At 70.8% G+C, this 19,252-nt stretch carries 21 protein-coding genes; 7 read left to right on the plus strand and 14 right to left on the minus strand.

From position 1 onward, the window contains the following. Positions 1-10: 10 nt before the first annotated feature. On the plus strand, positions 11-937 hold the full coding sequence (locus tag ACFPZ3_RS50090) for a cation diffusion facilitator family transporter (protein WP_379521730.1): 927 nt from the start codon (positions 11-13) through the stop codon (positions 935-937). On the opposite strand, the gene ACFPZ3_RS50095 is transcribed toward ACFPZ3_RS50090, so the two are convergent. The 11 genes from ACFPZ3_RS50095 to ACFPZ3_RS50145 form a co-directional block, all read right to left on the minus strand. Further along, entirely contained in the window at positions 894-1,544 is a 651-nt protein-coding gene (locus tag ACFPZ3_RS50095; protein WP_379521507.1) for a 4'-phosphopantetheinyl transferase superfamily protein, read from the minus strand. The two genes, ACFPZ3_RS50090 and ACFPZ3_RS50095, sit on opposite strands and share 44 nt — an antisense overlap. Next, positions 1,541-2,341: a hypothetical protein gene (locus tag ACFPZ3_RS50100; RefSeq protein WP_379521508.1), complete on the minus strand. Its 801-nt coding sequence runs from the start codon at positions 2,339-2,341 to the stop codon at positions 1,541-1,543. Before ACFPZ3_RS50100 ends, ACFPZ3_RS50095 begins: the two co-directional genes overlap by 4 nt. Next, positions 2,338-3,672 (minus strand): MlaD family protein, encoded by a 1,335-nt coding sequence (locus tag ACFPZ3_RS50105; RefSeq protein WP_379521509.1) that lies wholly within the window; start codon positions 3,670-3,672, stop codon positions 2,338-2,340. The genes ACFPZ3_RS50100 and ACFPZ3_RS50105 overlap by 4 nt, the downstream gene beginning before the upstream one ends. Continuing rightward, positions 3,669-4,661: an MCE family protein gene (locus ACFPZ3_RS50110; protein WP_379521510.1), complete on the minus strand. Its 993-nt coding sequence runs from the start codon at positions 4,659-4,661 to the stop codon at positions 3,669-3,671. Before ACFPZ3_RS50110 ends, ACFPZ3_RS50105 begins: the two co-directional genes overlap by 4 nt. Beyond that, on the minus strand, positions 4,658-5,683 hold the full coding sequence (locus tag ACFPZ3_RS50115) for an MCE family protein (protein WP_379521511.1): 1,026 nt from the start codon (positions 5,681-5,683) through the stop codon (positions 4,658-4,660). Before ACFPZ3_RS50115 ends, ACFPZ3_RS50110 begins: the two co-directional genes overlap by 4 nt. Beyond that, positions 5,680-6,699 (minus strand): MlaD family protein, encoded by a 1,020-nt coding sequence (locus ACFPZ3_RS50120; RefSeq protein ID WP_379521512.1) that lies wholly within the window; start codon positions 6,697-6,699, stop codon positions 5,680-5,682. Before ACFPZ3_RS50120 ends, ACFPZ3_RS50115 begins: the two co-directional genes overlap by 4 nt. After that, positions 6,696-7,739: an MCE family protein gene (locus ACFPZ3_RS50125; protein ID WP_379521513.1), complete on the minus strand. Its 1,044-nt coding sequence runs from the start codon at positions 7,737-7,739 to the stop codon at positions 6,696-6,698. The genes ACFPZ3_RS50120 and ACFPZ3_RS50125 overlap by 4 nt, the downstream gene beginning before the upstream one ends. Position 7,740: 1 nt before the next feature. After that, entirely contained in the window at positions 7,741-8,760 is a 1,020-nt protein-coding gene (locus tag ACFPZ3_RS50130; protein ID WP_379521514.1) for an MlaD family protein, read from the minus strand. Between the two features lie 4 nt (positions 8,761-8,764). After that, complete coding sequence (locus tag ACFPZ3_RS50135; protein WP_379521515.1) at positions 8,765-9,619, minus strand: ABC transporter permease; 855 nt, start codon at positions 9,617-9,619, stop codon at positions 8,765-8,767. Further along, on the minus strand, positions 9,619-10,410 hold the full coding sequence (locus ACFPZ3_RS50140; RefSeq protein WP_379521516.1) for an MlaE family ABC transporter permease: 792 nt from the start codon (positions 10,408-10,410) through the stop codon (positions 9,619-9,621). Before ACFPZ3_RS50140 ends, ACFPZ3_RS50135 begins: the two co-directional genes overlap by 1 nt. Before the next feature lie 136 nt (positions 10,411-10,546). Beyond that, complete coding sequence (locus ACFPZ3_RS50145; protein WP_379521517.1) at positions 10,547-11,938, minus strand: aminopeptidase P family protein; 1,392 nt, start codon at positions 11,936-11,938, stop codon at positions 10,547-10,549. A gap of 125 nt (positions 11,939-12,063) precedes the next feature. Between ACFPZ3_RS50145 and ACFPZ3_RS50150 the strand changes: the two genes are divergently transcribed. The 4 genes from ACFPZ3_RS50150 to ACFPZ3_RS50165 all read left to right on the plus strand — a co-directional run bounded on the left by ACFPZ3_RS50150 (position 12,064) and on the right by ACFPZ3_RS50165 (position 15,116). Further along, entirely contained in the window at positions 12,064-12,492 is a 429-nt protein-coding gene (locus tag ACFPZ3_RS50150) for a CBS domain-containing protein (protein ID WP_379521518.1), read from the plus strand. Between the two features lie 21 nt (positions 12,493-12,513). After that, entirely contained in the window at positions 12,514-13,215 is a 702-nt protein-coding gene (locus ACFPZ3_RS50155) for a hypothetical protein (protein WP_379521519.1), read from the plus strand. A gap of 212 nt (positions 13,216-13,427) precedes the next feature. After that, positions 13,428-14,279 carry an endo alpha-1,4 polygalactosaminidase gene (locus ACFPZ3_RS50160; RefSeq protein WP_379521520.1) on the plus strand — a complete coding sequence of 284 codons (852 nt, stop codon included), beginning with the start codon at positions 13,428-13,430 and terminating at the stop codon, positions 14,277-14,279. A 63-nt stretch (positions 14,280-14,342) separates the two neighbouring features. Then, a complete protein-coding gene (locus tag ACFPZ3_RS50165) occupies positions 14,343-15,116 on the plus strand; it encodes a cyclase family protein (RefSeq protein WP_379521521.1) in 774 nt (257 codons plus the stop codon). Positions 15,117-15,138: 22 nt separating this feature from the next. Here ACFPZ3_RS50165 and ACFPZ3_RS50170 read toward each other — a convergent pair whose 3' ends face one another. The 3 genes from ACFPZ3_RS50170 to dhaK are packed head-to-tail and all read right to left on the minus strand — an operon-like array spanning position 15,139 to position 17,165. Continuing rightward, positions 15,139-15,537 carry a PTS-dependent dihydroxyacetone kinase phosphotransferase subunit DhaM gene (locus ACFPZ3_RS50170; RefSeq protein WP_379521522.1) on the minus strand — a complete coding sequence of 133 codons (399 nt, stop codon included), beginning with the start codon at positions 15,535-15,537 and terminating at the stop codon, positions 15,139-15,141. Between the two features lie 30 nt (positions 15,538-15,567). Beyond that, positions 15,568-16,185 carry a dihydroxyacetone kinase subunit DhaL gene (gene dhaL / locus ACFPZ3_RS50175; protein WP_379521523.1) on the minus strand — a complete coding sequence of 206 codons (618 nt, stop codon included), beginning with the start codon at positions 16,183-16,185 and terminating at the stop codon, positions 15,568-15,570. Further along, complete coding sequence (gene dhaK / locus ACFPZ3_RS50180; protein ID WP_379521524.1) at positions 16,185-17,165, minus strand: dihydroxyacetone kinase subunit DhaK; 981 nt, start codon at positions 17,163-17,165, stop codon at positions 16,185-16,187. The genes dhaL and dhaK overlap by 1 nt, the downstream gene beginning before the upstream one ends. Positions 17,166-17,210: 45 nt before the next feature. Between dhaK and ACFPZ3_RS50185 the strand changes: the two genes are divergently transcribed. Together ACFPZ3_RS50185 and ACFPZ3_RS50190 are read left to right on the plus strand one after the other, a co-directional pair. Continuing rightward, complete coding sequence (locus tag ACFPZ3_RS50185; RefSeq protein ID WP_379521525.1) at positions 17,211-18,386, plus strand: cytochrome P450; 1,176 nt, start codon at positions 17,211-17,213, stop codon at positions 18,384-18,386. Positions 18,387-18,404: 18 nt separating this feature from the next. Next, positions 18,405-19,151 (plus strand): lysophospholipid acyltransferase family protein, encoded by a 747-nt coding sequence (locus tag ACFPZ3_RS50190; RefSeq protein ID WP_379521526.1) that lies wholly within the window; start codon positions 18,405-18,407, stop codon positions 19,149-19,151. Positions 19,152-19,252 lie beyond the last annotated feature (101 nt).

Consider the following 19,252-nt stretch of genomic DNA (forward strand, 5'->3'; position numbering starts at 1 on the left):
GTGGAGCGCTATGGAGGAGAAGTCGGGGGAGAGCCTGGGCACCGTGCTCGTGGCCGGAGCGGCGAACCTCACCATCGCGCTGGCCAAGCTCGTCGCCGGCCTCATCAGCGGCTCGGCGGCCATGTTGTCGGAGGCGGCCCACTCCGCCGCCGACACCGTGACCGAGATCCTGCTGCTGGTGGCGGTGCGCCGCTCGGGCAAGCCCGCCGACCGGCGTCATCCGTTCGGGTACGGGAAGGCGGGCTTCCTCTGGGCGATGATGGCGGCGGTGGCGACCCTGGTGGGCGGGGCCGGGTTCTCCATCACGCACGGCCTGCACGAGATCAGCCACGGCGAGGAGTTGTCGAACCTCACCCCGTCCTACGTCGTGCTGGCGGTCTCGTTCGTGATCGAGGGCGTGTCGTTCTCGAAAGCGTTCTCCCAGTTGCGGGCCGAGGCGGCGCGATACGACGTCAACCCGTTCCGCCTGGTGCGGCTCACCTCCGACACCCCGCTGAAGGCCGTGTTGTTCGAGGACGCCGCCGCCCTCGTCGGACTGCTGATCGCCGCCGCCGGGCTGCTCGGCTCGCAGCTCACCGGCTCGGCGCTCTGGGACGGGGCCGCCTCCGTCGCGATCGGCCTGCTCCTGGTGGTCGTCGCCCTCATCCTGATCCAGTCGAACCTGTCGCTGCTCATCGGCCAGGCCGCGCCCCAGGGCATCGAGACCGGCATCCGCGCAGTGCTGACGGCCCAGCCCGAGGTGCAGGACGTGGTCGAGCTCCTCACCATGATGATCGGGCCGGGCCACATCCTGGTCGCCGCGAAGATCGACTTCAGGGACGAGTTCAGCGCGGCCGGGGTGGAGATCGCCTGCGAGGAGGTGGACCGGCGGCTGCGGGAGTGTTTCCCCGGGGTCATGCAGGTCTTCCTCGACCCCACTCCGACCCGCCGCCGCTGACCTCCGGGATGGCCACCCTCCTGGCGGGCGCGTCGGTGACGATCGCGACCCTGATGTCCGGTCCTGTGCTCCATTCCAGCAGGTGACGTCCCGTCAGGTCGTCGCCTCCCGCGCCGAGCTTGTCGAGGGTCAGCTCGCCGCGCTTGATCAGCGCCTCCTTGCGGGTCCAGTGCCTGATCAGCTCGTCGTTGCCGGTGACCAGAGCACGTTCGCGCGGGGTGAGCACGCGGTCGGCCAGCATCTTGTCGAGAGGACCTGGCCGTACGTGCTCGGCGTCCACCCCGACCTTGCCGGGCCCGGCCGCCGCGCAGACGTAGCCGCGCGTGTGGCTGAAGCTCACGCCCAGATCGGGGGCCTGTTCAAGGTACGGCCTGCCGTGCCCGAGCCCGTGCAGGTCGCAGTATTGCAGCAGCGTCAGCTCCCGGGGGTCGGCGTCGAGCACGGCGGCGGCGCAGATCCTGATGAGGAGGTGGGCCGCGATGAAGCAGACCCGGTCCTGCTCGAACATGAAGTGGGCCGCCCGCTCCCGCTCCACCTCGGTGAGCCAGTCGTCCGGCGCGCGCACCTCGTCGGGGTGGCCGCCCATCGCTAAAGGGCCGATCGTCAATCCTTCTTCTTGTCGCCGTCGAGGTTGTACTGGTCTTCCGAGGCCGCGCCGAGCACGGTCACGTCATTGATCTTCCAGCTCCCCTTCTCCTTCACAAGGCTGATCTTAAGGTGGGAATCCGTGACGGAGCGGATCGCCTCGGAAGTGTTCACCTGCTGATCGACGACGACGATGGCGTGGGCGGTGGCCTCGTCCACGTCGGACAGGTACACCTCGCGCACGGTGGCCTGCGAGACGGCCTCGAGTTTGACGATCACCTGCGCCATCGCGCCGCCGAACGCGGTGTCGTAGGTGGCCAGGAAGTCGCCCGTGGCCTGGGCCGCCAGGGTGGAGCGGGTGGTCTGGAGGTCCTTGTAGTCGTAGCTGAGCAGCGCCCGGCTGAACGCGCTCGCCGCGCCCGACACCTCCAGGCGCAGGGACCGCTCGGCCTCCAGCGCGGCGCGGGCGTCCTGGGCCTGGGCGGCGGAGACCCACTGCAGGACGGCGGTGGCGGCGATCGCGGCCACCAGCATCGCGCCCAGCGCGCCGAGGACCTTGGCCCGCGTGAACCGCCCGCCCCTGGACGTCTCGCCTCCAGAGCCGGTGCCCGCACCGGACTCCACCTCCGTCGCGGGGTCCTTGTCCGCGCCGCCTCCGGCATCCCCATCGGGAACTGCGGCGCCGGATGCGGCTGCCGGTGGGGTGGGGTCGGTGGGGGGTTCGGCGGCTGCCGGTGGGGTGGGGTCGGTGGGGGGTTCGGTGGCGGGGGGTGGGGTGTCGGGGTGGGCCTGCTCGGCCAGGTCGTGCCTGGTGCTCATGTCGGCTCCTCACGGCGGCGGGCGGCCCGGCCCGCCGCGATCCAGCCCACGATGCCACCACTCGCCACCACGGCGAGGAAAATCGCGGCAATCAGCGGGACGGTGTTCATCGGGGTACCGGACGCGGCCCGGGTGGAGGCCACGCCCGACGGCGATTCGGTGGCTCGCGGGGTTTGCCGCGCGGGAGTGCGCGTCGCCTTCGTCACCGGGCGGTCGGAATCGTCCGGTTGGGCGGCGACGTCCCGGTGCCGGTCGGACGGGTCATCGGAGGTGTCCGGGGCCGGGGCGCGGTTGGGGCAGGCGCGAAGCTTGGGGACGGTGGGCGGGCCGAGGGCGCCCGCGTACTCCTCGGCGGGCGTCGGCCCACCGGGCACGCTGAAGACGAACGCCGCCTTGCCGTACACCGTGCCTTCGCGCCGGTCGCTGATGTCGTCGGCCAGGGAGAGCGCGGTGGGGATGATGCTCAGCAGGTGGTGCACGTTCCGCTCGGTGGCGGCCGAGAACGCCGGCTCGTGCGGCAGCCCCAGGGCCGTCAGCAGGCACGAGAACCCCGGCCTGGACGTCCGTACGGCCTGGTCGATCTGGGCGAACACGCCGGGCCCCTGGTCGAGGAAGGCGTTCAGATCCGTACGGGACTCCCGCAGCGCCGCCGTCACCGTGCTCAGGTCCGTGATCCCTGAGGCCAGCTCCCCCCGCCTGCCGGCCAGCGTGTGCGTGAGCCGGGTGAGCTGCACGGACAGGTCGTCGAGCACGGCGGCGTTGTCGGCCAGGGTGCCGGTGAGGGAGTGGGCGTCGTCGATGATGTTCCTGATGGCGGGCGCCCGCCCGTCCAGCGCGACGGCCAGTTCGTGCACGATGGTGTCGGCGTCCTCGGGCGGCACCGCGCTCAGCAGCTTGCCGACCCCTTCGAACAACTTCTTGTAGTCCAGCGGCACGGTCGTCCTGGCCAGCGGGATCGTGTCGCCGGCCGCGAGCCGGGCCCCGGTGACGCCGGCGGCGGGCGGGGAGAGCTCCACGTACGGCTCCCCGACGGCCGATCTGCGCCGCACCTCGGCCGTGACGCCCTTCGGCAGCCGGATCTCCCTGTCGATGTCGAGGCCCACGACGATCTTGCCAGGCGCCAGCCGCACATCGCCGATCTTGCCGATCCGGACGCCCAGGTACGCCACGTCGAACCCGCGAATCAGCCCGGGGGAGGAGACGAACTCGGCCGACACCCGGTAGGGCCGCTCGATCGCGTCCAGCCGGATGATCGTGCTGAACGCCCAGACCGTCATGACGATCCCCAGCAGCACGAAGAACCCCAGGTTCAGATAGATCCGGTTTCTCATCGCGGCGGCTCCAGCAGCAGGCGGAAGTCCTCGATCCGATCGCGTACGGGATCCGCACGCTTGGACGGCAGCACGCCCTTCAGCCAGACGTAGATCAGCACCTGCCCGTTCACCGTGATCGGCGGCGCGTCGATGAACTTCTGGAGCTTGACCACCAGCGCCTTCAGGTCCTCCTTGCCCCGCTGCATGGCCGACGAGATCGCCGCCAGCTCGCGCAGCAGCGTGCGCAGCCGCGCCGCGTGGCGCGGATAGACGGTGAGGTTGGCCTCCTTCGCCAGCCTGGTCAGCGCGACGATGGCCTTCTTGACGTGCTTGCGCCCGTGGGCGAGCCGTTCGGTGGCCGAGGCGAGCGTGCCCGGCAGCCGGTCCAGTTCTGCGCTGCCCTTGGCCAGGTCGTCCCCGAGCCTGGCCAGGGCGTCGATCGTGGTGCCGAGGTCCTGGCGGGCGGCCGCGTAGGCGTCGGTGACCTGCGCGGTCTGCTTGATCAGCTTGTTGACCTCGTCGCCCTGCCCGGCGAACGCCGTGGAGGCCGCGTCGAGGACGGCGTTCACGTCCTGCGCGCCGAGCGCCTCGATGAGCGGCCCGGCCCTGGCGGTGACCTGCTCGATGTCCGGCTCGACCGAGGTGTCGGAGATGGTGGCGCCGTTCTTCAGGTACGGCCCCGTGGCCAGGTCCTTGCCCGGCGGCGGGCTGAGCAGCACGTAGTTCTCGCCCAGCACGGACGTCTTGGCCACGGTGGCGGTGCTGCCCTCGGGCACCCGGTGCGCGGACTGGATCGACATGGTGACCTTGGCCCGGTACCCCTGGAGCTCGATGCCGGTGACGGTGCCCACCCGTACGTCGGAGATCTGCACGCTGTGTCCCGCCACCAGGCTCTGCACGTCGTCGAAGACCGCGTTCAGCGTCAGGTCGCCGCCGGTCGCGCCCAGCGTCTGCAGGGAGCAGGACGCGGTGAGGGCCAGCGCCGCCAAAGCGGCCGTCAACCTCATCGCCCGCCTCCCCGCTGCGAGAAGGGGCAGTTGCTCAGCCCGCCGGGCAGGCACGGCACCTCGCCCAGGTTCAGGGCGTCGAACAGCGGCGTCAGCCACGCCCTGGTCATCGCGTTCAGCACGACGCGGATCTTCAGCACGTGCTGCTCGCGGTCCCAGGAGTCGATCAGCACGTCGGCGAAGTCGGCCGCGCCCTTGACCGCCCGCGCCATGGAGGCGCTGTTGGCCCGGACCGTCAGCACCAGCTCGGCCAGGGTCCCGGCGGCCTGGGGGAGGCGTTCGGCGTACTGTTCGATGATCACGTCGCCGCGCCGTACGAAACCGGCCATGGACGAGACGAACCCGCGCAGCCGCCGCCGCTCGTCCGCCAGGATCGCACTGGCCTCGGAGAAGGCGTCGATGGCGCCCGTCACCTGGCTCTCGCGCTTGTTGAGGCTGGTGGCCAGCTTGTTCAGCCCTTTGGCCAGATCGACGAGCTGCTGGTCCTGCTTGGCCAGGACGCCGGTGAGCTCGGAGGTGTCGGCGATCGCGTTGTTGATCGTCTTGCCGCGCCCCCTGACGCCGTCGGCCAGGTCGCCGGCCACGTCGCCCAGCTTGTCGTCGTCGAGCGCGTCGGTCAGTTTGGTGAAGGCGTCGAGTGCGTCGTCGATCTCCACCGGCAGGTCCGTACGCTCCAGCGGGATCGTCGCCCCGGGCTGGATCCGCTGCTTGCCGGGCTTCCACGGGGGGTAGAGCACGACGTTGCGCTCGCCGAGCGTGTTCTGCGGGGCGACCACGGCCTTGACGTCGGAGGGTAACGGCACGTTCCGATCGACTCGCAGCTCAACCCGTACCTTGTCGCCAAAAATCTGGATCTGTTCTACGTAGCCCGCGTCCAGCCCCATCACCTTCACCCGCGCCTCCTCGTACAGGGAGGGCGCCTTGTTGAAGATCGCCACCAGCCGGTACGGCTCCGCCCCCAGCACCGAGCATCCCGAGGCCAGTAACGTCCAGACCAGCAGCACCACCGCGAGCCGTCTCATCTGTCGCTCTTCCTGTCCCTGGCGATCGCGGCCAGCACCTCCGGATTGATCGGGCCCAGACCCGTGGCGATGGCCTCCAGCCACGGCCCCTGCCCGCCCATCGTGGACAGCCCGGAGAACGTCGGCCCCGCCCAGGCGAGCAGCGAGTTGAGCCGCTCGTTGCTGCCGCTGAGCCGCGTGGTGATGGCGGCGTTGTCGTCGAGGACCTGGACGAGCGTGCCCTCGTGCTCGGTGATCAGCCGGGTGGTGCTCTGGACCAGGTCGCTGCCGTCGCCGAGCAGCGTACGCAGCTCGTTGCGGCGTCTGCGCAGCTCGCTCAGCATCACCTCGACCGCGTCGATGAGCCGTCCGAGCTGCCGGTCCTTCTTCTCCAGCACGTCCATGATCTTGGTGCCGTTGTCGAGCAGCCGCTGGACCTGCGGCTCGCTCCTGCTGATGGTGTCCGACAGGTCGCCGATGTTGTCCAGCAACCGGGTGACGCGGCCGCGCTTGAAGGTGTCCATCTTGCCGAGCTCGGTGAGCAGGTCGTCCACGGCGTCGGTGTCGAGCCGCTCGATCAGCCGGGTCGCGTCCTTGATGGCGTCGTTGATCAGCGTGGGCACGCCGGTCCGCTGTACCGGGATGCGCCGCCGGCTCTCGGGGAGCTGGTCGAGGTAGGGGGCCGAGACGGCGCCGGTGAGCTTGACGTACCGGCCGCCGAGCAGGTTGGACAGCGTGATGTCGGCCCGGGTGGCGCGGCCGAGCCGGACGCCGTCGTCCACCCTCCACGTGACGACCACGTTGCCCTGGGCGTAGTCGGCGCGTACCTCGGTGACCTTGCCGACCCGCACCCCGGCGACGCGGACGTCGTTGCCGGTCCGCAGGCCGCCCGAGTCCACGAACACGCCCGACACGGTGTAGCCGCCCTCCAGCAGCCCCAGGTTGCCGACCAGGAACGTGGCGACGAGCACCGCGGCGAGGGTGGCCAGCGACACCAGCCCGACGGCGTGCTTGTTTCTGTCGCGGAAAGACTTCACTCGCCCACCAGCAGCTTCCGCAGGTCCTTCTCGCTCTGGATCCTGGTGTTGCGCAGCGGCGGCGGCGTCTGCATCCCGTACGGGCAGGGCGCGGCGTTCAGCGCCACGCAGGGGACCGCGGTGATGAAGTAGTGGCCGCGGTTGACGCTGGAGTACGCCCGCGCGAACAGGGGCTGGAACGTGCTGACCGTCCGGTCGATCTCGCCCACGTGCCGCCTGATGCCGCCGGTCAGCCCCGACAGGTTGTCCACCAGGCCGCCCAGCTCGTCGGCGTTCTTGCCGAGCACCTCGTTGGAGGTGTGGAAGGTGGCCGACAGCTCCACCAGCGCGTCGTCCACCAGCTCGCGGTTGTCGGCGAACGCCTCCGACAGCGTGACGAGGTTGTCGATGAGCCGCTCGATCTGCTTGTCCCGCCTGGCGACCACGCCGGTGACGGTGGCGTAGTCCTTCAGGAGTTGTTCGATGGTCTTCTTGCGCTCGGTGAGCGTGGTGGTGATGGCGTTGACGTTGTCGAGCAGCCGCGGGATGTTCCTGTCGTTGCCCTTGAGCGACTTGGCGGCGGCGGTCAGGAGCTGGTTGATCTGCTCGGGGTCCAGGCTGCGGGTGAGCGGGCCTAGGTCGCTGACCAGTTCGCCGATGTCCACCACGGAGGAGGTGCGGGTGATGCGCGAGCCCGGCGGCAGCCGGCCGGGGGCGGTGCCGGGCAGCAGGTAGATCACGCGCTGGCCGACGGCGTTGCGCCAGCGTACGGCGGCCTCGGTGTCGGCGGGCACCCTGACCGCCTCCCGCACCTCCATGGTCACCTCCGCCCGCCCGTCCACGACCCTGATCGTGTCCACCTGCCCGACGGGCGCCCCGGCGATCTTGACCTGGTCGCCCTCGACCAGCCCGGACACGTCGTCGAACATCGCCACCAGCCGGTAGCCGCCGCCCGTGCTCACCCGCGCGATCTGCACCCCGACCGCCACGATGAGCGACACGCACACGCCGATGAACAGGGCGAAGCGGACGAAGGTCCACCGGCGCCGGACGCGTTCCATGTCAGCGCCTCCCGTCGGTCGGGCCGCAGGCGCCGACGATCAGCTCGCAGACGTCGGTGGCGACGAACGCCTCCACCTGGAGCTGGCGGTTGCCGCCGGGGCCCGGCGCCTCGATCAGCTCGTTGAGCAGGTCCACCAGCCGGTTCAGGCCGCGTACGCCGTCGCCGGCCAGGCCGAGCTGGGCGTAGATGAGCGCGGCCACCCGCTCCCCGGAGTGCACCCCGGCCCGCAGGTCCTGGCGGTGCGCGGCCAGGCCGTGGGACACCTGCCCGGAGATCGAGGTGATCTCCTGGAGCAGCGCGCGCACCTTGTCGGCCCGCTTCAGCAGGTCCGGCGTGATGACGTTGACGTCGGAGGAGATCGAGACCAGCTCGTCGCCCTTGTCCGACAGTGCCGTGCCCAGCAGGGCGGTGTCCTGCAGGAACCGCCGCGCCCGCTCCCGCTGCCTGTGCGCGACGCCGACGATCGTGCCGGCGTCGCCGAGCAGCTCGCGCAGGTTCTGGCCTTCGCCTTCGAGGCCCTTGGCCAGGGTGTGCACGATGACCGTGACCTCGCGCGGATCGATGGCGTCCAGGCCGCGGTAGGCCTCGCCGAGCGTGTCGGACAGGTCGAGCGGGTCCTCGGTGTCCGTGATGACCGCGCCGGCCGCCAGGAACGGGCCGTTGGCCTCGCCGGCGCCGGGCCGCAGGTCCACGAACTTGGGGCCGAACACCGACGTCGGCTCCACGGAGGCGACCGTGGTCCGCGGCACCTTGATCCCCGGGTCGAGGTGCATGGTGACCACGGCCCTGCCCTTGGCGTCGAGGGAGACGCCGGTCACCTTGCCGATCGTGATGCCGCGGATCTTGACGGGGGAGCTGCCGTCCAGGCCCTGCCCGGCCCGGCCGAACACGGCGTCGATCCGGGTGCCGGTGATCGCGGTGGCGGTGCGGACGACGTACAGGGTGGCCGCGGCGATCACCGCCAGCACGGCGAACGCGATGCCCACCCGGGCTGCGAGGGAGAGATCAGCTCGGCCCACCGGATCACCCCGTCAGCGGTATGTTGCCGCCGCCGCCCCAGAACAGGAACGACAGCAGCAGGTTGAGCAGCACGATCGTGACGATCGACTGGCGGATGGCCCGGCCCGCCGCCACCCCCACGCCCACCGGCCCGCCCGTGGCGTGGAAGCCGTGGAAGCAGTGGATGACGATGACCGCGAAGGCGAACACGGCGACCTTGGTGACGCTGAACACGATGTCGCTGACCGGCAGGTACAGGTAGAAGTAGTAGTCGTAGACCCCGGGCGCCAGCCCGAACAGCACCGTGCACATCAGCCGGGTGGCGAAGAAACTGGCGAACAACGCGATCAGGTAGATCGGCACCAGCGCCAGCAGCGCCGCCACGACCCGGGTGCAGATCAGGTAGGTGAAGGCGTTGATGCCCATCACCTCCAGCGCGTCGATCTCCTCCGAGATCCGCATCGCGCCCAGCTCCGCCGTGAACGACGAGCCGACCTGCGCCGCCAGCGCGGTGGCCGCGATGATCGGGGTGATCTCGCGGACGTTGGCGAAGCTGCCGACCAGGCCCATGAACGACTCCGCGCCGATGGCCTGCAACCCCTGGTAGCCCTGCAGGCCCACGGTCGCGCCGACGACGAACGCCATCGTGAACACCACGAAGATCATCCCGCCGCCGATGACGGTCGCGCCGACGCCCACGACGACGTCGCTGACCTGCCGGACGACGACCTTGGCGTACTTGAGCCGCAGCACGATGTCGCGTACGGAGTAGAACAGCACCCTCCACACGAACAGCGGCCAGTCGGCCAGCGTCGCGAACCGCTCGGCGACGTCCCGCCCCCGCAGGGCGAGTCTGAGGCCGGCGGTCCGCGTCGCCATCAGAGCGACCTCGGCGGGTAGGCCAGGAAGTACACGGCGGAGATCACGTAGTTGAAGGTGAACACCAGCATGAACGTCACCACGGTCGCCTGGTTGACCGCCCGCCCCACCCCGACGGGGCTGGCCGCGCACGTCATGCCCTTGTAGCAGGCCACCCCCGCCGCGATGAACCCGAAGATCCACGCCTTGAACAGCGTGACGTACAGGTCGGAGGCCACCACCAGCGACAGCGCGCCCTCGAAGTACGCGCCCGGCGTGACGCCCTGCACGACCACGTTGAAGAAGTAGCCGCCGCTCGCGCCCGCCAGGATGACCAGCGGGCACAGGCACACCGCGATCGTGCTGGCCGCCCACATGCGCGGCGTGACCAGGCGGTGGATCGGGTTGACCGCCATGACCTCCATCGCGCTCAGCTCGTCGCGGATGTTGCGCGCGCCGATGTCGGAGGTCATGGCGCTGCCGCCGGCCCCGGCGATCAGCAGGGCGCTGGCGAGGGGGGCGACCTCGCGGATGAGGCCGACGAAGACCGCGCTGCCGGTGGCCGAGCCGGCGCCGAGCTGCCGGGCCAGCTCGCCCACCTGTAAGGCCACGGTGGCGCCGAGCGGCAGGGAGACCAGGAGCACGGGGACGCTGGTGACGCGGGCCAGGAACCAGCACTGGTCGACGAACTCCCACCACCAGCGCCTGACGTCCCAGCTCCGGCGCAGGCCCTCCAGGACGATGACGAACAGGTCTCCGACCTGGCCGAGGGCCGAGCCGGCCCGGCGTCCGACGTACCCGGACCAGGCCATCACCACCTCCGCCGCCTACGGATTGGCAACCTTACTGACGGGTTTTCCAGTAGGCCATGCTTTGGTGGGAATTTGAGGAAAAGGTATGAGACCCAGGTCACACCTTGTCAGTACGGCACGAAACGTGACCGGTCCGTTACGACAAGGCGCCCATCCAGGATTCGACCTCGTCTGGGTGGCGGGGCAGCGCGGAGGACATCAGCCTCGCGCCGTCGGCGGTGATCACGAGGTCGTCCTCGATGCGGACGCCGATGCCGCGCAGCTCCTCCGGCAGCGTCAGGTCGTCCGGCTGCAGGTACAGTCCTGGCTCCACGGTCAGCACCTGGCCCTCCTCCAGCACGCCGTCCAGGTAGACCTCCGCCCTCGACCGCGCGCAGTCGTGCACGTCCAGGCCGAGCATGTGGCCGCTGCTGCACAACGTGTAGCGCCGGTACAGGCCCGTCTCCATGAGCGTGTCGGTGCTCTCCTTCAGCAGGCCCCAGTCGCGCAGGCCCTCGCAGATGACACGCATGGCCGCCAGGTGGAAGTCGCGGAAGCGCGCGCCGGGCCTGAGGGTGGCGATGGCGGCCGTCTGGGCCTCGTACACCAGCTCGTACGCCTGCCGCTGCACGGCGCCGAACCGGCCCGAGAGCGGGAAGGTCCTGGTGACGTCGGCGGTGTAGAGCGTGTCCGACTCGACCCCCGCGTCGAGCAGCAGCAGGTCACCGGGGTTCAGGGCGCCGTCGTTGCGGATCCAGTGCAGCACGCACGCGTGCGACCCGGAGGCCACGATGCTGTCGTAGCCGACCGCGTTCCCCTCCAGCCGCGACCGCAGCCCGAACACGCCCTCCAGGTACCGCTCGCCCCGGGGGTGCCCGATGGCCTGGGGGAGCGCGCGTACGACGTCCTCGAAGCCGCGCGCGGTCGCGTCCACCGCGGACTGCAGCTCGCCGACCTCCCACTCGTCCTTGACCAGCCGCATCTCCGACAGGAACGACTCCAGCTCCGCGTCCCCCTCGCCCCTCGGCACCCGCGCGTCCACTGTGGCGTCCACTCCGCGCAGCACCCTGGCGGGCCGCCCCGCCTCCAGGTCGCGGATGTGGGCGCACTCCACCTGGTACAGCTCCGCGGCCTCCGCCAGGTCGGGGCGGGGGCCGGCCCAGAACTCGCCGTAGCGGCGGTCGCGGTAGAACTCCTGGCCCTCCTCGCGCGGGGCGCGCGGCCTGACGTAGAGGACCGCCTCGCCCGATGGCTCGATCACCAGCACGTCGTCGGACTCGTTCGCCCCGGTCAGGTAGGAGTAGGCGCTGTGCGGCCGGAACCGGTAGTCGGAGTCGTTGCTGCGCACCTTCAGCCCGCCCGCCGGGATCACCAGCCGCTCACCGGGGAAGCGCTGCGCCAGCGCGGCGCGCCGCTTGGCCGCCCACGGGGCGATCGGCCGTGCGCTCACCTCGGCCCCTCCCGCTCGCGCCCACCCCGTACGCATGAACGCGGCCAGTTCGCCGGTGACAGGAAGGTCGTGGCTTCCGGTGTTGAGCGGCTCGGTCATTTCGCTGTCCCCAGGTAATTATCCGGATTGGTACGGACGCAGCCTACGTGACCGCTTGACGCGGTCCCTAGGGTGTTGTTTGCCTGGACCCAGGCTTGGAACACTGAGGATCAGGGGTGGTGCACATGCTCATCGGTACGATCCTTCGCAACAAGGGCAGCGAAGTCACGACAGTTGCGCCTGGGGCGACCGTGCGGGAGCTGCTCGCCGAGCTCTCCGAGCACAACATCGGAGCCGTGGTGGTCTCCTCCGACGGGCTCACCATCGAGGGCATCGTCTCCGAGCGCGACGTCGTGCGTCGCCTGCACGACCGGGGCGCCACGATCCTCGACGCGCCGGTCTCGTCGATCATGACCACCGAGGTCACCACGGTCGGGCCGGGCGAGAACGTCGACACGCTGCGCCACACCATGACCACGCAGCGCTTCCGGCACATGCCCGTCGTCGAGAACGGACGGCTCGTCGGCATCGTGAGCATCGGCGACGTGGTCAAGAGCGCCATCGAGGAACTCGAGACGGAGAAGGCGTCGCTCGTCGATTATCTCCATCGTTGACAGTGATGGCACGCTTGGTCCGTGATGTACGGGCCCCCACCCCCTGAGTATCCCCGGGCGACGAGCAGTCCGCCCATCATCGTGCTCGTTTCCGGGCTGACCGCGCTGCTGGGCTTCCTGCTGGGGGTGTTCGTGGGGTTCGGCGCGCAGACGGCGACGCCGGCGGAAGAGCCCGCGCCCAAGGTCACGGTGACGGTCGAGGAGAGCCAGCCGGCCATGCCCGACGCCACCACCCCCGGCGAGACGACGACCCCGCCCCAGGAGACGGCCCCCGGCACGCCGCCCGCCCAGACGTCCCAGCCGGGCCAGACGTCCCAGCCGGGCCAGACGTCCCAGCCGGGCCAGACGTCCCAGCCGGGCCAGACGTCCCAGCCGGGCCAGACGTCCCAGCCGGGCCAGACGTCCCAGCCGGGCCAGACCCAGCCCGGTGCGACCACGACGCCTCCGGCCGCGGGGACCACCACCGGCCCGGCCGCGGGCCTTCCTTCGCTGCGCACGCTCGTCGTCGGCACCGACATCCAGCCAGGCACCTACCGCACGGCCGGGCCCACCGGCGGGTTCTCCATGTGCTACTGGGCCAGGCTGAAGAGCGTGACCCCCGGCACGATCGCGCTCGCCGACGTGCTCGCGAGCGGCATGCCCACAGGCCCCGCCAGCGTCACCGTCCAGGCCACGGACAAGGCCTTCCAGACCGGTGGTTGCGCGGAGTGGACCCGGGCTTGACGCACCTTTCTGCCTGAAACGCTGGACAACCCGTCAGGAACGCGCAATTCTATCCGGCGACAGAAAGGAGCCCCGTCCCGAGCGTGCTGGCGTGAGTCCCTGCTCTCTATGGGCCATGCCACTCCGGCGTCCCTGGCCAGGACGCGCAGCGGAGAGTGCGGAACAGCGCGCGTCGCCACCGATCCGAACCCTTTCGTTCGCGAGGAGTGTCCATGCGTCTTTCCGTCATCGTCTCCGCCATCGCTCTGGCGGCCACCGCTCTCATCTCCGCCCCGCCCGCCCAGGCCGCCGAGCTGCCGGCTCCCGTCGCCTGCGCCGGCTGCTGGAAGCCCGCGCTCAACACGAGCTGGGAGTGGCGGCTCTCGTCGCTGCCCGCCAAGCCGTACCTGGACGTGCAGATGTACGACATCGACGGCTTCGCCGCCCAGGACGGCGCGATCGTCAAGGCGCTCAAGGCCGCCAAGCCCGGCCGCCGCGTCGTCTGCTACATCAGCGCGGGAACCTACGAGGACTGGCGCCCCGACGCCGGCCAGTTCCCCGACGAGGTGCTCGGCACGCCGCTGGAGGACTGGGAGGGCGAGCGCTGGCTCGACATCCGCGCTTACACCGGCACGCTCGGCAAGATCATGAAGGCCCGGCTCGACATGTGCAAGGCCGCCGGGTTCGACGCCGTGGAGCCCGACAACGTCGACGGCTACAGCAACGACAGCGGCTTCCCGCTCAAGGCCGCCGACCAGCTCGCGTACAACACCTGGTTCGCCAACGAGGCGCACAAGCGGGGCCTGTCCGTGGCGCTCAAGAACGACGTGGAGCAGATCCCCGCGCTGCTGCCGTACTTCGACTTCGCGCTGAACGAGGAGTGCTGGGAGCACTCGGAGTGCACCACCGCGCAGAACGGCGACTACGGCTACGACCAGTTCGTCAAGGCGGGCAAGGCCGTCTTCCAGGTCGAGTACAACCTGGCCACCTCGAAGTTCTGCGCCAAGTCCAACGCCCAGAACTTCAACTCGCTGAAGAAGACCTACGAGCTGGACGGCACCCGGACGGCCTGCCGGGGCGTGTAAGGAGCACTTTGCACTGGTAGGGCGAGCGTAGGAGGATGCGCTCAGCCCATCAAGGAGGAAGTCATGTCGGTGTTGCGGAGCTTCGTGGACAGTGTGCGCAGCGGGGCGATCGAGGTGATCGACCTCACCGCGCCTCTCACGGCGGAGACGCCGATCCTGCAGTTGCCGCAACCGTTCGGCAACACGATCCCGTTCCGGCTGGAGGAGATCAGCCGCTACGACGATCGAGGCCCGGCCTGGTACTGGAACGACATCCACACCGGGGAGCACACCGGCACCCACTTCGACGCCCCCGTCCACTGGGTCACCGGCCGTGACGGCCAGGACGTCTCCCAGGTGCCCGCGCGCAGCCTCATCGCGCCCGCCGTGGTGCTGGACCTGGCCGCCGAGGCGTCGAAGGACCCCGACTTCCTCCTCCAGATCGACCACGTCAAGGAGTGGGAGCGGGCCAACGGCCCGCTCCCCGACGGCGGCTGGCTGCTCTACCGGACCGGCTGGGACGCCCGCTCCGCCGACCAGGCCGCCTTCCTGAACGCCGACGAGAGCGGCCCGCACACCCCCGGCATCTCGCCGGAGTGCGCGCGGTGGCTGGCGAGCGAGACCCCGATCCTCGGCCTCGGCGTCGAGACCGTCGGCACCGACGCGGGCGCCGCCCACTCCTTCGACCCGGCCTTCCCCTGCCACTCCTTCCTGCTGGGCGCGGGCAAGTACGGTCTCACCCAGCTCCGCAACATCGACCGCCTCCCGGTGACCGGCGCCGTCGTGCTCGCGCCGCCGCTGCCCATCGTGGGCGGCTCCGGCAGCCCCGTACGCGTGCTGGCCCTGGTCGAACGCTGATCGCCGCCGGCATGTAGGCGGGTCAGAGCTTGCGGAAGGTGCGGGCGTCCTCGGCGGCGGCCAGCACGTCGGCCAGCCTCGCGCCCGCGCCCGCCGCCACCGCCGCCGCGATCGCCCCCTCCACGAACGGCACGTCCGCCACCACCCGCCGCCCGGCCTCCTCCAGCAGCCGGGCGGTCAGCACCGAGCTGCCGAGATCGGGGATGAGCAGCACCCCGTGTCCCCGATCGACGCTGCGCACCGCCGCCTCGATGAGGTCCAAGCTCGTGCCCAGCCCGCCGTCCTTGGTCCCTCCGGCCGCCGCGATGGGCGCGTCCGCACCCGCGATGGCCCGCGCCAGCGCCGCCGCCTCGGCCGCCAGCCCGGCACTGTGGGAGACCAGCACCACCCCGACCATCCACGCCGTCCTATCGTCAGCCAATCCGCCATGGGGGCCATCTCGCGTCGGCGCCTATCCCGCCACGGATGCCAGCGCCGCCAGGAACAGCGCCGCCGACGCCGCCCCTGGATCCTCGTGCCCGATGCTGCGTTCGCCGAGGTAACTGGCCCGCCCCTTGCGCGCCTGCATCGGAATCGTGGCCTTGGCGCCCTCCTCCGCCGCCCGCGCCGCCTCGTCCAGCGCCTTGCGCACCCCGACCCCGTCGCGTACGGCCAGGGCCAGCGCCCGCGAGGCCGGAGCCAGCGCGTCCACCATGGTCTTGTCGCCCAGCGCGGCCTTGCCCAGCCGCTCGACCGCGACGACCCCCTCCTCGAACGCCGCCGAGAACCCGGCCAGCGTCACTGGCGACTCCAGCGTCTTGCCCATGGCCCGGAACACCGATCCGTACAGCGGCCCCGAAGCGCCGCCGACGCGGCGGATCAGCGTCGTGCCCACCGTCGCCAGCACCTGCTCAGGGGACTCCGGCCGCGTGTCGGCCAGCGCCTTGCAGACCTCGGTCAGGCCACGGTCGAGGTTCGTGCCGTGGTCGGCGTCGCCGATGGCCGCGTCGAGCCTGGTCAGCCGGTCGCGGTCCTGGCGTACGAGCTTGGCGGCCTCCTCGAACCAGGCCACGAACAGATCGGTCTCCATCAGCGCCCCCAACGCAGCGCGGGCGTCTCGACCGGGGTGTCCCACAGCCGGGTCAGCTCGTCGTCGAGCAGGCAGACCGTCACGGAGAAGCCCTGCATATCCAGACTCGTCACATAGTTGCCCACCAGCGAGCGGGACACTCGCGCCCCCTTGCCCTTCACGTACGCCGCCACCTCCGCGAACACCACGTACAGCTCCATGAGAGGCGTGCCGCCCATGCCGTTCACCATGACCAGCAGGTCGCCCCGCAGCGGCAGGTCGCCGTGGATGGCCTCCATCGCGATGCCCGCCAGCTCGCGCGCCGGCGCCAGCGGCACCCTGGCCCGCCCCGGCTCGCCGTGGATGCCGATGCCCAGCTCCACCTCCGCCTCCGGCAGGTCGAAGGTGGGCTTGCCGGCGGCGGGAGTCGTACAGGAGGTCAGGGCGATGCCGAACGACCTGCTGCGCCCGTCCACCTCGCCCGCCACCGCGGCGACCGCGGCCAGCGGCGCGCCCTCCTCGGCCAGCGCCCCCGCGATCTTCTCCACGAACAGCGTCGCCCCGGTGCCGCGCCGGCCCGCCGTGTAGAGCGAGTCCTGTACGGCCACGTCGTCGTCCACCAGCACGCTGACCACCTCGACGCCCTCGACCAGCTCGGCGGCCATCTCGAAGTTGAGGACGTCGCCGGTGTAGTTCTTGACGATGTGGAGCACCCCGGCGCCGCCGTCCACGCCGTTCGTCGCCTCGATGATCGGGTCGGGCACCGGCGAGGTGAAGATCTCGCCGGGGCAGGCGGCGTCGAGCATGCCGTAGCCGACGAAACCGGCGTGCAGCGGCTCATGGCCCGAGCCGCCGCCGGAGACCAGCCCCACCTTCCCGCGGCGCGGGCCCTCGGCCCGGTAGACCACCTGGTCGCGGATCCGCAGCGACGGGTGGGCCGCGGCCATGCCGTTCAGCGCGTCCTCAACGACGGTGCCTGCCGTGTTGATGAGCTTCTTCATGGTCAAAACATCTGCCCGTTTTCACGACCGCGCAAGCGTCGTAGCGTGGGCGACGTGGACGTCTTCTACAGCCCGTACGATCCCGCGGTCAACGACGAGCCCTACTCCGTCTACGCGCGGCTGCGCGCGGAAGCGCCGCTGTACCACAACACCGACCTCGGTTTCTGGGCGCTGTCCCGGCACGCCGACGTCTCCGCCGCGCTCTCCGACAGCGGCCTGCTGTCCAGCGACCACGGCCCCCTCCTCGACCCGGGCGCCTGGGGCACACACGTGCGCACGTTCCTGTCGTTCGTGGCCATGGACCCGCCCGAGCACACCCGCATGCGCGCCGCCATCTCCCGCGGCTTCACCCCGCGCCGGGTCGCCGCGCTCGAACCCATGATCAGGCAGATCGCCCGGGGGCACATCGAGCGGGCGGTCGAGCGGGGGACGTTCGACTTCGCCCGCGACTTCGCCGCCGTGCTGCCGCTCGACGTGATCTCCGAGCTGGTCGGCGTCCCGCCGTCAGAACGGGCCAGGGTGCGCCGCGACTCCAGGTCCATCCTCGAGTACGACCCCCAGGGCACCATGTCCGAGGACGGCGTCAAGGGCGTCGTCTCACTCGGCGGCTACTACAGCTCCATCGTCGCCGAACGCCGGGCCGCGCCCCGCGACGACCTCGTCTCCGCGCTCGTCGCCGACGACGATCTGACCGACGAGGAGATCGTGGCGTTCCTGTTCCTGCTCATCGGCGCGGGCGCCGAGACCACCACCCACCTGCTCAGCGCCGCCTGGTACTGGGCGTGGCGCAACCCCGACCAGCGCGCCGCCGCCTTCGCCGGGGCGATCGAGCGGTGGACGGAGGAGTCCCTGCGCTACGACACCCCCGCGCACGGCACCGCCCGCCGCCTCACGCGCGACTTCGAGTGGTACGGCACCCGCGTCCCCGAGAACGCCAAGGTCTGGCTCCTGATCGGCTCGGCCAACCGCGACGAGCGCGTCTTCCCCGACCCCGACGTGTACGACCTGAACCGCGACACCGCCCGGGCCATCAGCTTCGGCGCCGGCCGCCACTACTGCCTAGGCGGCCCCCTCGCCCGGCTGGAGGGCAGGGTGGCGCTGGAGGAGCTCACGAGGGCCGTCGCCCCCGACTACGACATCGACCCCACGGGCATCAGGAGGACCGCGCACGGCAACGTCAGGGGGATGGTCCGCCTCCCGACTTCCGTGAAGCGTGCCTGAATACGTTACCTTCTGCTCATGGCTGAGATCGTGTACCCGCCGGTGATCGCCGCCGCGCGGACCCTCTTTCGCGTGCTCGACGTCCGCTTCCACATGGAAGGGACCGAGCACGTGCCGAGAACCGGAGGGGCGGTGCTCGTGAGCAACCACATCAGTTACCTCGACTTCATCTTCGCCGGGTTCGCCGCGCTGCCGTCGAAGCGGCTGGTGCGGTTCATGGCCAAGCAGGACGTGTTCGACCACCGCATCTCGGGGCCGCTGATGCGCGGGATGCACCACATCCCGGTGGACCGGGGGGCGGGCGCGGGCTCGTACGCCACGGCGCTGCGCATGCTGAAGGCGGGCGAGGTGGTGGGCGTCTTCGCCGAGGCCACGATCAGCCGCTCGTTCACCGTCAAGGAGATCAAGAACGGCGCCATCCGCATGGCCCAGGCCACGAAGGTGCCGATCATCCCGGTGGCGCTGTGGGGTGGCCAGCGCATGTGGACCAAGGGCCGGCCGCGCAACCTCCTGCAACGGCACATCCCGCTCACCATCCTGGTGGGGGAGCCCATCCACCCCAAGCGGGGCGAGAACGTCAACGACCACGCGGCCGACCTGCACGTGCGGCTGTCGGAGCTGGTGGACCGGGCGCAGCGGACCTACCCCGAGGTGCCGCCGGGGGTGTGGTGGCAACCCGCCCACCTCGGCGGCTCGGCACCTACCCCGGAGGAGGCGGCCGCCATGGACGCCGCCGAGGCCGAGGCCCGCGCCAAACAAGACTAAGCGCCTCCGCCCGCGCACTTCCGCCTGTGGGCCGTTGCTCGCGCGCGGCCCGCCCGGCGCCATGCGCGGTTCGCCCAGCGTCATGCGCGGTTCTCAGTGCC

The sequence above is a fragment of the Nonomuraea insulae genome (assembly GCF_042656245.1).